Origin of the sequence: Bradyrhizobium sp. USDA 4541 (genome assembly GCF_024171085.1) — a bacterium.
Taxonomy (GTDB): domain Bacteria; phylum Pseudomonadota; class Alphaproteobacteria; order Rhizobiales; family Xanthobacteraceae; genus Bradyrhizobium; species Bradyrhizobium australafricanum.
Genome location: NZ_JALJZF010000001.1, coordinates 1,902,717 through 1,917,588, shown reverse-complemented (window position 1 = coordinate 1,917,588; position 14,872 = coordinate 1,902,717). Strand labels below are relative to the sequence as shown.

At 65.6% G+C, this 14,872-nt stretch carries 11 protein-coding genes; 8 read left to right on the top strand and 3 right to left on the bottom strand.

The genetic code is table 11. The features are described from left to right. Nucleotides 1-83: 83 nt before the first annotated feature. From J2R80_RS08855 to J2R80_RS08845, 3 genes are all read left to right on the top strand, one after another. Nucleotides 84-2,366 (top strand): TonB-dependent receptor, encoded by a 2,283-nt coding sequence (locus J2R80_RS08855; protein WP_253638378.1) that lies wholly within the window; start codon nt 84-86, stop codon nt 2,364-2,366. A 111-nt stretch (nt 2,367-2,477) separates the two neighbouring features. Then, a complete protein-coding gene (locus tag J2R80_RS08850) occupies nt 2,478-2,651 on the top strand; it encodes a hypothetical protein (protein WP_168858599.1) in 174 nt (57 codons plus the stop codon). A 206-nt stretch (nt 2,652-2,857) separates the two neighbouring features. Further along, nucleotides 2,858-3,850: an ABC transporter substrate-binding protein gene (locus J2R80_RS08845; protein ID WP_253638377.1), complete on the top strand. Its 993-nt coding sequence runs from the start codon at nt 2,858-2,860 to the stop codon at nt 3,848-3,850. An 18-nt stretch (nt 3,851-3,868) separates the two neighbouring features. Here the strand turns inward: J2R80_RS08845 and J2R80_RS08840 are convergent, their stop codons facing one another. Further along, complete coding sequence (locus J2R80_RS08840; protein ID WP_229192945.1) at nt 3,869-5,116, bottom strand: hypothetical protein; 1,248 nt, start codon at nt 5,114-5,116, stop codon at nt 3,869-3,871. A 226-nt stretch (nt 5,117-5,342) separates the two neighbouring features. Between J2R80_RS08840 and J2R80_RS08835 the strand changes: the two genes are divergently transcribed. Continuing rightward, nucleotides 5,343-6,581, top strand: a complete 1,239-nt coding sequence (locus J2R80_RS08835; RefSeq protein ID WP_253588623.1) for an MFS transporter — start codon at nt 5,343-5,345, stop codon at nt 6,579-6,581. 28 nt (nt 6,582-6,609) lie between these two features. Here J2R80_RS08835 and J2R80_RS08830 read toward each other — a convergent pair whose 3' ends face one another. Continuing rightward, complete coding sequence (locus J2R80_RS08830; protein ID WP_253590538.1) at nt 6,610-7,026, bottom strand: helix-turn-helix domain-containing protein; 417 nt, start codon at nt 7,024-7,026, stop codon at nt 6,610-6,612. Between the two features lie 102 nt (nt 7,027-7,128). Between J2R80_RS08830 and J2R80_RS08825 the strand changes: the two genes are divergently transcribed. From J2R80_RS08825 to J2R80_RS08815, 3 genes are all read left to right on the top strand, one after another. After that, the gene (locus J2R80_RS08825) at nt 7,129-8,949 is read left to right on the top strand and encodes a chloride channel protein (RefSeq protein ID WP_253588622.1); all 1,821 of its coding nucleotides are present in this window, start codon (nt 7,129-7,131) and stop codon (nt 8,947-8,949) included. A gap of 160 nt (nt 8,950-9,109) precedes the next feature. Next, nucleotides 9,110-10,273 carry an IS4 family transposase gene (locus J2R80_RS08820; protein ID WP_253588621.1) on the top strand — a complete coding sequence of 388 codons (1,164 nt, stop codon included), beginning with the start codon at nt 9,110-9,112 and terminating at the stop codon, nt 10,271-10,273. 324 nt (nt 10,274-10,597) lie between these two features. Next, nucleotides 10,598-12,316 carry an amidohydrolase family protein gene (locus J2R80_RS08815; protein ID WP_253638376.1) on the top strand — a complete coding sequence of 573 codons (1,719 nt, stop codon included), beginning with the start codon at nt 10,598-10,600 and terminating at the stop codon, nt 12,314-12,316. Nucleotides 12,317-12,540: 224 nt separating this feature from the next. On the opposite strand, the gene J2R80_RS08810 is transcribed toward J2R80_RS08815, so the two are convergent. After that, nucleotides 12,541-13,869, bottom strand: coding sequence for an MFS transporter (locus J2R80_RS08810; protein WP_253638375.1), 1,329 nt, complete (start codon nt 13,867-13,869; stop codon nt 12,541-12,543). Nucleotides 13,870-14,091: 222 nt separating this feature from the next. On the opposite strand from J2R80_RS08810, the gene J2R80_RS08805 reads away from it, so the two are divergent. Then, nucleotides 14,092-14,853 (top strand): class I SAM-dependent methyltransferase, encoded by a 762-nt coding sequence (locus J2R80_RS08805; protein ID WP_057021224.1) that lies wholly within the window; start codon nt 14,092-14,094, stop codon nt 14,851-14,853. Nucleotides 14,854-14,872 lie beyond the last annotated feature (19 nt).

Here is a 14,872-nt window from a genome sequence, read left to right as displayed (position 1 = left end):
GCATGAGCTTCACCTGATGCTGTGAGCACGATGGTGAGACTGGTTCGCGGTGACGTGCCACTGACGTTGCCGAGGCCTTGCTTATGTTCTCCTTCCCTTTCCATCGGCGGCGCCGCGCGCTTCTGCTCGCGTCGACGATGATCGCGCCGGCGACGATGCTCGCGCCGGCATTCCTTGTCTCCGCAGCGCGGGCGCAGGAGGCACCCGCTCCCGATCAGCTGCCGGCGATCGAAGTCACCAAGCCGGGCGACCAGAACGTCACGCGCGCCAGGCCGGCCGCTGACGAAGCGCCGGCGCCGCGACGCCCGGCGCCGGGCACCTCGCAAGGCAACAATACAGGCAGCGGAGCCGGATCGGGCACGATAGGGACCGGTGTGGCCACCGGAACGGGCGGCACCGGCGGCCGCCAGTTCGCCGGCATTGTCGGCACCTCCTCGGCCGTGATCACCGCCGACGACATCGCGCATTCGCCGGTGCAGTCGTTACCCGAGATCCTCGCGCAGGTGCCGGGCGTGCAGCTGCAAACGCCCTATGGCGGACCGAACGGCGCCAAGACGTCGGTCGACCTGCGCGGCTTCGGCGCATTCGCGACCGACAATACGCTGTTCCTGCTCAACGGCCGCCGCCTCAACGACGTCGACAAGGCCGGCTTCGACCTCACCACGATTCCGCTCGATTCGATCGAGCGCATCGAGATCACGCGCGGCAACAGCGGCGCGGTGCTTTACGGCGACAATGCGGTGGGCGGCGTCGTCAACATCATCACCAAGACCGGCGTCGGCGGCCCGCCGACGACGATGCGGGCCGAGGCCGGAGCTGGCTCGTTCAACACCCGCATGGCCGCGGTCTCCGCAGCGCTCAATTCCGGACCGTGGTCCACCTCGTTCTACGGCAATGGCATCAAGTCCGACGGCTACCGCGTCAACAATGCGCTCGACCAGCGCAACGCCGTCGGCAACATCAACTACACGACGCCTGATCTCACCGCCTTCCTGACCGTCACCGGCAGCGACCAGAAGCTCGGCCTACCCGGCGGACGGCTGGTCGATCCGTCGATCGGCGTGAACGAGCTGCTCACCGATCGCCGCGGCGCCGCGACGCCCTTCGACTATGCCAACCAGCAGACCGCCAGCGTCACCGCCGGCTTCACCAAGACGCTGATGAACGGCGTCGACCTCATCGTCGACGGCGGCTGGCGGCAGCGCGAGACGCAGAGCGGCTTCTTCGGCACGATGCCGACCATCAGCTTCGCTTCGACCTACAATGATGCCGCGCTGCAGACCTGGTCGCTGACGCCGCGGCTCAGCGTCAAGAATGTGATGCTGGGCGTGCCGTCGACGATCCTGACCGGCATCGACTATTACGATTCGAGCTTCCGCGAGGCGCGCGGCGCCTATCAGGGCGTCGACCCGTTCCACATCTACAATATCGAGCAGCAGAGCGTGGCCGGCTATTGGCAACATACGCTGGGCCTGTTGCCAACGACCGACATCTCCTACGGCGCGCGCGTCCAGAATACCAGCATCTCGGCGCGCGATCGCTACGACCCGAATGCGCCATTCGCGTTCGACACGCAGGCGGCACCGCTCGACAGCAACGAGACGCAATACGCCCTGCATGTCGGCGCCGAGCATCGCCTGACCGACACCTTCTCGGTGTTCGGCCGCGCGGCGCGCGCGTTCCGCACGCCCGATGTCGACGAGCGCGTCGCATCCGGACCGTCGTTCGATCCGCTGACCTTCGCCCCGATCCCGCAGAATTTCCAGCTCAAGACCCAGACCTCGCAGGATGTCGAGGGCGGCTTCCGGGTCAAGACCAACCTGTTTCAGGTCCAGACCAGCGTCTATCTGATGGATCTCGAGAACGAGATCCATTTCAACCCGGTGCTGTTCTTCAACACCAACCTCGACCCCACCCGCCGCTATGGCTCGGAAACCAGTGCCTCGCTCAAGTTCAGCGATACGGTGACCCTGCGCGGCGGCATGGCGATCACCCGCGCGGTGTTCCGCGAAGGCATCTGGACCGGCAACGACGTGCCGCTGGTGTCGCGCTACACCGGCAATCTCGGCGTCACCTGGAATATCTGGCAGAACTATCTGGTGCTCGACGCCACGGTGCGGGCCTGGAGCTCGCGCATCATGGACAACGATCAGGCCAACACCCAGAGCCGGATTCCCGGCAACGCCACCGCCGATATCAAGCTGAGCGGGCAAGTTGACCGCTTCTTCTGGTCACTGAGCGTGAACAACCTGTTCAACGCGCTCTATTACGACTACGCCATCGCGAGCACGTTCACCGAAGGCCGCTTCTCGGCCTATCCGCTGCCCGGCCGCACCTACATGGTAAAGGCCGGCGCGACGTTTTAGAGCGTGAACCGGTGGGGCGGGTCTGCCCCGCGCACCGTCTCCGAACATTACAAACGCACCGAAACTGGGGTAGAGTTCCGGCAGCTGATTTGACCCGCGCAGGGGAAACGCATGGCCAAGGCCGGGAAGCAGACCAAGGGCGGCACGAAGATCAAGGACAAGACCGACGACAAGTCGAAGAAGCCTCCGCCACCCGCAGCGTTGCAGGACGACGAGTACTATGAGGACGGCGACATCGCCACGCCGAAGCTCGACCGCTACGGCAATGATGACGAGCCGTTGTGAGGCCCGGCGAATATCGATCCACAGATCCTGCGCGCAGTCGCGCGCGGCGGCCTCGTAGCTCGCGAGCTACCGAGCCCGGCTCGTCGTCGCCAAGCAGACATTAGGTCGCAGCGAGGTCATCGGCCGGACCACCCTTCCGGATTGGTTGCCCACCCCCTGGATGCTAGGCTTCGCATGGACGCTGGGTCCTTGCCGGGGGCGGTGCCATGAGGTTTGCGAAGGCGGTGCTCACGGTCTTCTGCATGATCGCGTCGATGTGCGACCCGTCCGATGCGCAACAGGCCCCCAGGAAAGTAGGAATCCTCGTCAACGGCAGCCCGTCGCCGCTGTTCGACTCCATCAAGAAGAACCTTCTGAGCGACTTCGCCGAGCGCGGCTATCTCGAAGGACGCGACATCGTCATCGAACCGCGATTTGCCGAATCGAAGCTCGAGCGCCTTCCGGGCCTCGCCTCGGAGCTGGTCGACGCGAATGTGGATGTCATCCTCGCACTCGGCGGCCCGGCGTCGGTCGCGTCGCAGAAAGCCACGTCGACGATCCCGGTGATCTTTGCGATCGTGACCGATCCGGTCGCGTTGAAGCTTGTCGCCTCGATGGAAAAACCGGGAGGCAACGTCACGGGCCTCACCAACCTCGATCCGCAGCAGGCCAGCGACCAGTTCAAGCTTCTGAAGGAGGCATTCCCCGGGATCAAGCGCGTTGCGATTCTCAGTGATCAAACGATCCCCGGCGCGGATGAACGCGGGCTCGCCCCGATTGATCGTGCCAACGAGGCCGCAGCCAAGGCCCAGGGGGTGGAGCCGCAAATCGTGAAGGTCAAGGGTGCAGACGATCTGGAGGCCGCGATTGCCGGGATGGCAAAGGAGCGCGCGCAGGCGCTGCTGGTCCTTGAAGTGCCGGTGCCCTGGAGCAATCGAAAACGAGTCGGTGAACTGGCCATCAAGAACCGCTTGCCGGCAATGTTTCCCGGCGGCCAGGCGGACGCCGGCGGGGTGATTACTTATGGGGCCAACGTCGCCGATACATGGCGCGAGTTTGCGACATTCGCCGACAAGATTTTCAAGGGCGCGAAGCCGGGCGACCTGCCAGTCGGCGTCGTCACCAAGCGAGAGCTGATATTCAATCTCCAGGCGGCCCAGGCCGTGGGCGTCGAGATTCCACCGGAGCTCTTGAAGCGCGCAGACAAGATCGTGCGGTGAATTCGCGCTGGAGGGATCCTAGCGGAAATCGCCATTCTCGATCGCCTTGATGCTGCCGCGATCGAGCAGATGCGCGCCAAAGCCGCCGCGCGCCAGCGATGAGGCGATCTGCGGTGATGCCAGCAGCAGCACTGTCGTCATCGCAAGCGGCACGGCGCTGAGCCAGTCGAGCCGCACCGGCGTCAGCTCTTCGCTGCTTCCCCGATAGTGCCCTTCGCCCGCGGCGATGCGGCCGCATTCCCGGATCAGGTCACGCCGCGTACCATCGCGCGACGCACTGCCGAGCAGCGCCTGCATCGCCAGATGCGTCCGCACCCCGGCGCGCCCCTCGGCCAGCGGCGCCGGCGTTTCGCCGCGCGAGACGCGCAGCAGCAGGTCGACCAGATCGACGCCCGACTGAAAGGCGTTCATCGGCTCGACCAGCCGTGGGTTGCAGTCGATCAGCAGCGGCGTCGCGCTGTCGAGCGGCATGATGACGTCGACCGAGAGCGCACCGTGCCAACCAAGATGCGCGCCGATGGTCTCGAGGCCGGCGCGGATCGCCGGCCGGCTCACGCTCTCCTTGATCGCCTCGCCGCCGCCGACACCGGCCGCAATCTGGCGGTAGGCATGGAAGCCGACGAGCGTGCCGTGGCAGAACACCGACTGCGCCTTCTCGACCGTGCCGGTGACCAGATCCTGCGCCAGCACCTCGCCGGCAAAATCGCCTGAGGATTCGAGGTCGTAGAGCGCGCGATTGAGATCACCAGCGTCGCGCACGAACCAGACACCGCGGCTGGCGGTGCCGACCGACGTTTTGACAACGGAGGGAAACCGCACCGCCTCGCGCAGCTCCTCGGCCGAGTTCACGATCCGGGTCGGCGGCTGCGGCAGGCCGAGCCGGTCGAGCAGGCGGCTGAACCCGGCCTTGCTGTGCACGGCGCGATAGCTGGCGAAATCCGGCAGCGCGAGGCCGGTACGTGAGGCCAGCCCCGCCGCGGCGCGGGCGAACAGAAATCCCTGTTCATGGGTCGGCAGCAGCACATCGAAATGCCGCGAGGCCAACAGGCGCTCGACGAAGCGCAGGAAGCCGGCCGGATCCGACCGCAGCGGCGGACAATGGTGGTATTTGCGGACAAAGCGCGAGTAGCGCGCCAGGCACCAGCGCGAGGGGTCGCAAACCTCGACGTGATGGCCGGCCAGTCCGAGGATCGTGATCGCCTCGCGGCCGGAGGTGCTGGAGCCCTCCGACACCAGCACGCGGAGCTGCTTTTTGGCGTCGATCATGGCCGATCATCGCCGTGCCGCCGTGCTTTGTCGCCGCATTTAATGCCGCATGTGTCGATCCGGCACGCCCGCGCCGGGGGCAGCCATGCGCCCGCGTTCATAGACAATTAGCGGCCAATCTCTATTTTCGGCCGGCCCTGCCGGGCATTTTGTTTGACGCGTTTTCTTCACGCGAACCGGTACCCACTTCGCTTGAAAACGCTATGGAACTGGGGTTTTCGACGACATGGTCGACGTTCTGGCCGCACCGCAGCAAGCGAAAGCCGACAGTGCGCTGCGCACGCTGACGGGGATTTCGGTCGCCCATTGGGTCAGCCATTTCCATATCTTCGTGCTGCCGATGCTGTTCCCGTTCCTGAAGCAGCAGCTCGGCGTCGGCTATGTCGAGCTCGGCCTCGCGCTGACGGTGTTCGCAGTGGTCTCCGGGCTGACCCAGGCGCCGATCGGCTACCTCGCCGACCACATCGGCGCGCGCAAGATCCTCCTCATCGGGCTGACGGTCGGCGGTTGCGCGCTGATCGGGCTCGGCCTGCATCTCAGCTATACCTCGCTGATCGTCTGCGCGGTGCTGCTGGGCCTCGCCAATAGCGTCTATCATCCGGCTGACTACGCAATCCTCTCGGCGCATATGGACGAGGCGCGGATGGGCCGCGCCTTCTCGATCCACACCTTCGCCGGATTCCTCGGCGGCGCGGTGGCGCCCGCGATCATGGCGGCGCTCGTGGCCTCGATCGGCGGCCTCGGCGCGCTGATCGTCGCCGGCGCGGTCGGGCCGCTGGTGGCGCTGTTCCTGATCGTGCTCGGCATTCCCGATGCCGGCGCCAACAAGAACAAGGCAAAGGAGGGCGCCGCGCCGAAGGCGAGCGTGATCACGCCGGCGCTGATGGTGCTGACGGCCTTCTTCACGCTGCTCAGCCTGTCGACCTCGGGCATCAACAATTTCGGCGTGGTCGCACTGATGGGCGGCTACGGCGCGTCGTTCTCGACGGCCAATATCGCGCTGACCGCATTCCTCGGCGCCAGCGCGGCCGGCGTGCTCGCCGGCGGCTACCTCGCCGACTGGACCCACCGCCACGGCCAGGTCGCCGCGGGCTGCTTCGCGGTCAACGCCGCCCTCGTGCTGCTGATTGCGCTGCTCAACCTGCCGCCGGTGGCGCTCACGCTGGCGATGGGGCTTGCCGGATTCCTCGGCGGCGTGATCGCGCCGTCCCGCGACATGATGGTGCGCAACGCCGCGCCGCCCGGCGCCGCCGGCCGCGCCTTCGGCATCGTCTCCACCGGTTTCAACTTCGGCGGCATCGTCAGCCCGCTGCTGTTCGGCTGGATCATGGACCAGCACATGCCGCACTGGGTGTTCGGCGCCTCCGTGGTGTTCATGGTGCTGACCGTGCTGCTTGCCCTCGTCACCGAGCGCAAGCCGCAGGCTTCGGGATACGAGGCCGAGACCGCCAGCCCGCGCGCCTGAAACGCGAAACGTTGCGCACGCAGCGCGCTCACTCCGACCGTCGCGACAGCACCTGCTTCAGGAGCGGCTCGATGCGCGACAGCTCATCGAGATGGACCGCCGACAATTCGGCGAGATGATCGGCCGCAAGGCCGGTTAATTTCAGCAGCACCCGCCGCTGGTCGGCGGGATCGAGCACGCGCTCGACCAGTCCGGCCTCGGACAGCCGGTCGACCAGTTCGACCGTGGTGTGGTGACGAAGCCGCAGCCGTTCGGCCAGATCACCGACCGCAACCGGCCCGCCGCCCGGATACCCCCGGATCGCCAGCAATGCCTGATGCTGCCGCGGTGTCAGGCCTGCGGCCTTCGCGGCGTCCTGGCTGAACTCCAGAAACCGGCGGATCAGATAGCGAAATTTTCGTAATCGCCCTGGCTGGGAACCCGCTTCTGGTCCTGCCTCGGCGATTTCGACGGTGCTTTCAACGCTGCCATTCGATGTCTCCCGCTTGTAATTATATCGCAATGCGATATGACGCCGCGTCCACTTCACCCGAGCCTTACGCCACCAATGAGCGCCATTTCCACCAAATCGAGCGTCTCCGCCACGAGCACCGCCCCAAACACCGCCAAAATCGGCGAGAAGGCCAGCCACCTCCTGAGCGACTTCACGACCGATCCGCGCGTCGTGGTGATCTCGGCGATCGCCGTGTTTGTCTCCGCCGCAGGCGTGCTAGCCGGGGCAGGACTGCTGCAGCTGATCAAGCTTGCCACCAACATCGCCTATTTCGGCCAGTTCAGCTTCGCCGACCTGAAATTGCAGGATTCGCCGCTCGGGCTCTGGACCGTGCTGGTGCCGGTCGCGGGCTCGCTGATCATCGGGCTGATGGCGCGTTTCGGCAGCGAGAAGATCCGCGGCCACGGCATTCCGGAAGCCATCGAGGCGATCTTGCTCGGCCGTTCCCGGCTCGACCCCAAGGTGGCGATCCTGAAGCCGTTGTCGTCGGCGGTGTCGATCGGCACCGGCGGCCCGTTCGGCGCCGAGGGCCCGATCATCATGACCGGCGGCGCGATCGGCTCGCTGATCGCGCAGATGCTCCCGGTCAGCGACAACGAGCGCAAGACCCTGCTGGTGGCGGGCGCCGCCGCCGGCATGACCACCGTGTTCGGAACGCCGATCGCCGCGATCATGCTCGCGGTCGAACTGTTGCTGTTCGAATGGACGCCGCGCAGCTTCATTCCCGTCACCGTCGCCGCCGTGGTGGCAGCGGTCGGGCGCACCTTCCTGCACATGCCCGCGCCGCTGTTTCCGTTCACCGGCGGCGTCGACATCTCGGTGCTGCAGCTCGGCGCCTGGATCCTGATCGGGATCCTCTCCGGCCTGCTGTCGGGCGTGCTCACCCAGCTGGTTTATGGCTGCGAGGACATCTTCCTCAAGCTGCCGATGCACTGGATGTGGTGGCCGCTGATCGGCGGCCTGGTGGTCGGCCTCGGCGGCTTGATCGAGCCGCAGGCGCTCGGCGTCGGCTACGACAACCTCGCGTCGATGTTGCAAGGCGATGTGGTGCTGAAGGCCGCGCTGCTGCTGCTCGTGGTGAAGGCCGTGATCTGGTCGGTCGCGCTCGGCTCGGGCACCTCGGGCGGCGTGCTGGCGCCGCTGCTCATCATGGGCGGCGCGATGGGAACGGCGCTGAGCGGCTATCTGCCGCCGGCGAGCCCCGGCTTCTGGGCGTTGCTGGCGATGGCGGCGACAATGGGCGGCACGATGCGCTCGCCGCTGACCGCGACCTTCTTCGCCGTCGAACTCACCGGCAACACCCATGTGCTGCTGCCGCTGATCGCAGCCTGCGGCACCGCGCACGGCGTCACGGTGCTTTTGATGCGGCGCTCGATCCTGACCGAGAAGGTGGCTCGGCGCGGCCATCATCTGGTGCGCGAGTACCGTGTCGATCCGTTCGCGCTGACCCGCGTGCGCGACGTCATGACCAAGGCGGTCGAGACCGTCGCCGACACCATGACGCTGCATGGCGCGGCCGCCTTCCTGACCAACCCGAAGACAGCTCACCCCAGCTTTCCCGTCGTCGACGCCAACCACCACGTGCTCGGCGTGATCGACCCGCCGTCCGTGCTGCGCTGGCGCCGCGCCGGCAAGCATCGCACCGCGACGCTCAAGCAGTTGCTGGCCGGCAGCAAGATCACCGTCGCCTATCCCGACGAATATCTCGACCGGCTCGCCGACCGCCTGATGCAGGTCAACGTCTCGCATCTGCCTGTGATCTCGCGCGAGGATCAGCGCCTCGTCGGCTATATCGGCTGGAAGGACCTGATGCGCGTCCGCGCCAGGCTGCAGGCCGAAGAGACCCAGAAGACGGCGTTCTTCGGCGCGCGATAGCGCAATACGAGTTCATTTCGAATCGAGCCGCGGACTCCGTTTCACCTCGCCCCGCGTGCGGCAGGGGTGTCCGGGGAATGATTCACTGTGTCGCGGTGCATGCTCGGCAGGACCGAGGCAAATCGGTCTTTTCTGGTTGTCGAGACACAGAGGGCCGAGCATGCGATATCGCGGTAGCATTTTTGGAAGGCTGCTTGAACCGATCAATCGACGGCAGTTTCAGACGGTTGTGGATCGTCTGGACGGGGATGCCTACGACAAGTCGTTCAGGAGCTGGGATCATCTGGTGGCGCTGATCTATGCCCAGCTTAGCGGCAACAGCAGTCTGCGCGGGGTGGTGACTGGCTTCAACGCCAATTCGCAGCATCACTATCACTTGGGAACCGGCAAGCTGTCGCGCTCGACGTTGTCCGATGCCAATGCCCGCCGTCCGATCGGCATTTTCGCGCAAACCTTTGCGGCGCTGTCGGCGATGGCGCGTCGCCAGCTGCGGAGTGAAGGCATGGAGATGGTGCGTCTGATCGACGCCAGTCCGATCCCGCTCGGCAAGGTCTGCAGTTGGGCGACGTGGAACGGCCGCATCCGCGGCATGAAGCTGCATGTCGTCTACGACCCAAGGAGCGATGTCCCGACCTGCGTCGAGATGACGGCCGCGAACGTCAATGACATCGAGATCGGCCGACAGACCCCAATCCAGCCCGCCACCACCTATGTGTTTGACAAGGGCTATTGCCGTTTCGACTGGTGGCAGAAGATCAATGATAGCAAGGCTTTGTTCGTTACCCGGGCGAAGACGAGCATCCGTCTTCGCTCGCTCAGGCATCGCGCCATCCGCAAGCGTAACGGGGATGGCTTCGAAATCCTTGCCGATGACGAGGTGAAGCTCACCAGCAAGGGCGATTCGCGCCTTCCAATCCCGCTCCGCCGCATCAAGATCAGACGCGAGAAAGGCGGCAAGATCACACTCCTGACCAACGACCTTGCCCGTAGCGCCGTCGAGATCGCCGCCCTCTACAAGAGCCGATGGCAAATCGAGCTGCTGTTCCGCTGGATCAAGCAGCATCTCGATATTCGCAAGTTCCTCGGCGCCAACGACAACGCGATCCGCCTTCAGGTGCTCGCTGCGATGATTGCCTACCTGCTGCTGCGCATCGCCGCTCACACCAACTGCATCAAAATGCTCCCGCTCAGGTTCGCCGAACTCGTCGGCCAGCTCCTGCTCACGCGTCGATCCCTCGCTGCCATCGACAAACCTCCGCCCATCAACCCCGGCCGTCGGAAATCAACCATCTCACCTGACCAGATGGAGCTCCGCTATGCCTGAATTTCCCCGGACACCCCTGCCGCACGCGGGGAGAGGTCGGAACGCATCGTTAGATGGGTTCCGGGTGAGGGGGAGCCTCCGCAAACGCAGCTATCACCGCTTATGCGGAGACAGCCCCTCACCCCACCCCTCTCCCCGTAAGTACGGGGAGAGGGAGCGCAGCGCCGCCTGCCGTCGAGGAACAAATTTCCGCCGGGCGGCTACGTTCGATCCCAGCTGGCAAATCAGCATCAGCGCATCCCAGAGCTTCATCGGCGCTGGTTGACAGCATCAGGGGCTGACCCATGATGCCGTCAACCAAAAACAGCCTCGGGATGAAATGCCATGACCTCGACCCCAGACCTCGTGATCCGCGGCGGCACCATCGCCGACGGCAAGGGCGGCGATCTCTATGAAGCCGATGTCGCGATCACAGGCGGCAAGATCACCGAAGTCGGCAAGGTCTCGGCAAAGGGCAAGGAAGAGATCGACGCCCGCGGCAAGCTGGTGGCGCCCGGCTTCGTCGACGTCCACACCCATTACGACGGCCAGGTGACCTGGAGCCAGGACATCACGCCGTCGTCGCAGAACGGCGTCACCACGGCGATCATGGGCAATTGCGGCGTCGGCTTCGCGCCGTGCCGGCCGAGCGACCACACCAGGCTGATCCAGCTGATGGAAGGCGTCGAGGACATTCCGGAGCCGGTACTCTCCGCCGGCATTCCCTGGGCGTGGGAGAGCTTCCCCGACTACATGGAGTGGCTGTCGAAGCGCAATTTCGACATGGACATCGGCGCACAGCTGCCGCATGCCGCGCTGCGGGTCTATGTGATGGGCGAGCGCGGCGCGCGCCGCGATCCGGCAACGGCCGAGGACAACAAGGCGATGGCGGCGCTCGCCGGCGACGCAGTGCGGGCGGGCGCGCTGGGTTTCTCGACCTCGCGCACGCTCAATCACCGCACCTCGACCGGCGACTACACGCCGACGCTGAAAGCCGGCGAGGATGAACTGACCGCGATCGCCGGCGCGATGCACGGCGTCGGCCGCAGCGTGCTGCAATTCGTGCTCGACCAGAGCACCGTGCACGAGGACCTGCCGATGATGCTGCGGGTCGCCGAGAACACAAGGTGTCCGATCTCGTTCTCGGTCGCCCAGGCCGACAAGGCGCCGCGGCGTTGGCGGCAGACCATGGACACCATCAACGAAGCCGCCGCCCGCGGCCTGTCGATCACGACCCAGATCGCGGCGCGGCCGGTCGGGCTGCTGCTCGGGCTCGAATTGTCGCGCAACCCGTTCCAGACCCATCCGAGCTATCGCGAGATCGCCAAATTGCCGCTGGCCGAGCGGCTCGCGCATCTGCGCCGACCCGAGGTGCGCGCGACGATCCTGAGCGAGAGCGCGACGGCGACCGACGATCCGCTGTTCTTCCGGCCGAACTACGACAAGATGTATCTCTTGGGTAATCCGCCGAACTATGAGCAGCCGCCGGAAAACGCTCTCGGGCCGCAGGCGCGGCGCCAGGGCCGTCAGCCGGAAGAGCTTGCCTATGACGCGATGCTGACCGACGAGGGTCGCGGCATGCTCTATGTGCCGTTCCTGAATTACGCCGACGGCAATCTCGACGCCGTGCATGAGATGCTGCGCGAGCCCAGTGCCGTGCCCGGCCTGTCCGACGGCGGCGCGCATTGCGGCATCATCTGCGATGCCAGCTTCCCGACCTATCTCTTGACGCACTGGACGCGCGACCGCAGCCGCGGCGAGAAGCTCTCGATCCCGTTCGTGGTCGCGGCGCAGTCACGCAAGACCGCGCTGTCGGTCGGTCTGTGTGATCGCGGGGTGATCGCTCCTGGCTTCAAGGCCGACGTCAACGTGATCGATTACGACCGGCTGCATTTGCACCCTCCGAAGGTGCATTACGACCTGCCGGTCGGCGGCCGCCGCCTCCTGCAGCAGGTCGACGGCTATGACGCCACCATCGTGTCGGGCATCGTGACCCAGCGCGAGGGCAAGGCCACCGGCGCACGCCCGGGCAAGCTCGTCCGCGGCGCGCAGGGGATGAATTGAGAGACGCAGCGATCCGGGCTACAGGACTCCCGCCTCTCCCCTTGTGGGAGAGGCCGGATCGCATGCAGCGGAGCGCAATGCGATCCGGGTGAGGGGTTGCGGTCTCTCGAGGGACGGAGCTCGCGGAGGCAGACCCCTCACCCGGATTTCCCGCTGACGCGCGAAATCCGGCCTCTCCCACAAGGGGAGAGGCGAAGTGGAGCGAGTTGCCAGAGGTGCGCCCCTTACGTCGGCGACATCGCGCCTTTGATCGTGCCTGCCGGCTGCGACGTGCCGGTCAGCCGCGCCCGCTCGCTGTTCGGCCACAGCAGCAGCAATCCGAGCAGGCCGGAGCCGGCCATGATCGCCGCGTTGATGGTGAAGCCGGACATGTAACCGGCCATCGGCGTTGCCGCGTGCTGGATCACATTGCCCATCACCATCGGCGCCAGGATGCCCGAGATCGTGTAGAGCGCGCCGTAGATCGCGATGATCGCGCCGCGCTGCGACACCGGCGTGAACTCGCCGAGCATCGGCGGGCACACCACGTAGATCGAGCCGCACAGGCCGGAGCCGATCACCAGCAGCGCGATCATGATCCCGCCGGGCGGCGCATAGGGCAGCATCGCAAGGATGGCGCCGCCGAAGATCAGCGGCACCGAGCCGAGCACGCCGCGCGCACCGCGGGTGGTGAAGCCGCGCGTCAGCATCAGCTGCGAGATCCAGCCGGTCAGCAGCACGATCGTCGCGCCGAAGATCCAGGGCAGGATCGAGACGAAGCCGGCCTGGTGCTGCGAGAAGCCGAGCCCCTCGATGATGAAGGACGTGAACCAGGTGAGCCCGAGCGACAGCGCCCAATAGGCGCCGAAGGTTGCCACCACGCAGCCGATGAAGGTGCGCGAGGTCAACAGCTTCCAATACGGAATCCGCGGCTCGTCGGCCGTCACGGCAGACGTCGACACCAGCGGCCCTTCCTTGCCGAGCGCGAACCAGGCGACCGCCCAGATCAGGCCGACGATGCCGAGCGCGCCGAAGGCGTGATGCCAGCTGTGATTGACGATGATCCAGTTCAGCGCGGGCACCGCGAGGATCACGCCGAACGCGGAGCCCTGCGACAGGATCGCGGTCGGCAGCGTGCGTTTCTCGTCCGGAAACCATTTGTAGATCGCGTGCGCCGCGACCGAGAACGCCGGCCCCTCGCCGGCGCCGAGGATGATGCGGCAGATCACCAGCGTCGTGAAGCTGACGGTGCCGACCATCGGAAACTGCGCCAGCGACCAGATCACCGCCAGGATCAGCAGCACCCAGCGAGTGGCGACGCGGTTGACGATGAAGCCGACCACGATCGCCGAGATCGAGAACAAGAGGAAGAATGACGAGCCGAGATCGCCGAACTGCTCCTGGGTGAGGCCCATTTCCTTCTTGATCGGCACGCCGGCGAGCCCGACCACGATCTTGTCGGCAAAGTTCACCACCATGAACAGGAATAGAAGGAAGGTGATTTGCCAGGCGCCCTTCGGCGTCCCCTTTGACAGCCCCTCTGACGTCCTCTTGGACGTCGCTTGCGTCGTCATGTCCGGCTCCCCGTCGTTTCGTTTTGGCTTCGTAAATCGGCCCCGTCCGGCGATGCTAGCCACGCCTCGCCGTGCAACGCAACACCGCATTTCCTCGGGGTTGTGCGCCCCGGAGCGCTTCTAACGGCCCGATCACGATCGCGTCGGTCGCGCCAGTGGAGCGGTGAACTGTCATGTCCCGACTGCTATGTTCAGGGCCAACGAAAAGCCCGGGGTTATTTCATGAACAGATTGATCCTACGTGCCACCGCTTGCGCTGCACTTATGTCCGCCGCGCTGCTTGCCGCGCCTCAAGTCCGCGCGGAAGACGCCGCCAATCCCGACTACGCCGCGATCGTCGCCGCACCCGATCGCAGCGATGCGGATCGCCAGGTCGACCAGCGCCGGCAGCCGGCCAAGATGCTCACCTTTGCCGGCGTCAAGCCGGGTATGACGATCCTCGACATGGCGGCGAGCGCCGGCTACAGCACCGAACTGTTGGCGCGCACCGTCGCCCCGTCGGGCAAGGTCTACGCACAGGATTCCGCGACCGTGCTCGAGCGCTTCGTCAAGGACAAGTTCGACACCCGCGCCAAGGCGCCGGCGATGAAGAACGTGGTCCATGTGGTGCGGGACTATGACGACCCGATCCCGCCCGAGGTCAAGGACCTCGACATGATCACCTTCTTCTTTTTCTATCACGACATCACCTATCTGCCTGTCGACCGCGCCGCGATGAACAAGAAGATGTTCGCCGCGCTCAAGCCGGGCGGCTTGCTCGTGATCGCGGATCACTCGGCCAAGACGGGCGCAGGCACCGGTGTCGCCAAGACGCTGCACCGGATCGAGGAGAGCACCTTGAAGCAGGAGATCGAGGCGGCGGGCTTCAAGCTGGTGGCCGAGGGCGATTTCCTGCATCATGCGGAGGACCCCAAGGACATTCCCGTCTTCAAGGCACCGGTGCCGATCGACGAGTTCGTCCTGAAATACCAGAAGCCGCAATGAGGCCCAGCCATCGCTTCAT

Excerpts from the sequence above, each read along its gene's own strand:
- J2R80_RS08855 (WP_253638378.1), top strand. The coding sequence starts at position 84 with ATGTTCTCCTTCCCTTTCCATCGGCGGCGCCGCGCGCTTCTGCTCGCG.
- J2R80_RS08850 (WP_168858599.1), top strand. The coding sequence starts at position 2,478 with ATGGCCAAGGCCGGGAAGCAGACCAAGGGCGGCACGAAGATCAAGGAC.
- J2R80_RS08845 (WP_253638377.1), top strand. The coding sequence starts at position 2,858 with ATGAGGTTTGCGAAGGCGGTGCTCACGGTCTTCTGCATGATCGCGTCG.
- J2R80_RS08840 (WP_229192945.1), bottom strand. The coding sequence starts at position 5,116 with ATGATCGACGCCAAAAAGCAGCTCCGCGTGCTGGTGTCGGAGGGCTCC.
- J2R80_RS08835 (WP_253588623.1), top strand. The coding sequence starts at position 5,343 with ATGGTCGACGTTCTGGCCGCACCGCAGCAAGCGAAAGCCGACAGTGCG.
- J2R80_RS08825 (WP_253588622.1), top strand. The coding sequence starts at position 7,129 with ATGAGCGCCATTTCCACCAAATCGAGCGTCTCCGCCACGAGCACCGCC.
- J2R80_RS08820 (WP_253588621.1), top strand. The coding sequence starts at position 9,110 with ATGCGATATCGCGGTAGCATTTTTGGAAGGCTGCTTGAACCGATCAAT.
- J2R80_RS08815 (WP_253638376.1), top strand. The coding sequence starts at position 10,598 with ATGACCTCGACCCCAGACCTCGTGATCCGCGGCGGCACCATCGCCGAC.
- J2R80_RS08810 (WP_253638375.1), bottom strand. The coding sequence starts at position 13,869 with ATGACGACGCAAGCGACGTCCAAGAGGACGTCAGAGGGGCTGTCAAAG.
- J2R80_RS08805 (WP_057021224.1), top strand. The coding sequence starts at position 14,092 with ATGAACAGATTGATCCTACGTGCCACCGCTTGCGCTGCACTTATGTCC.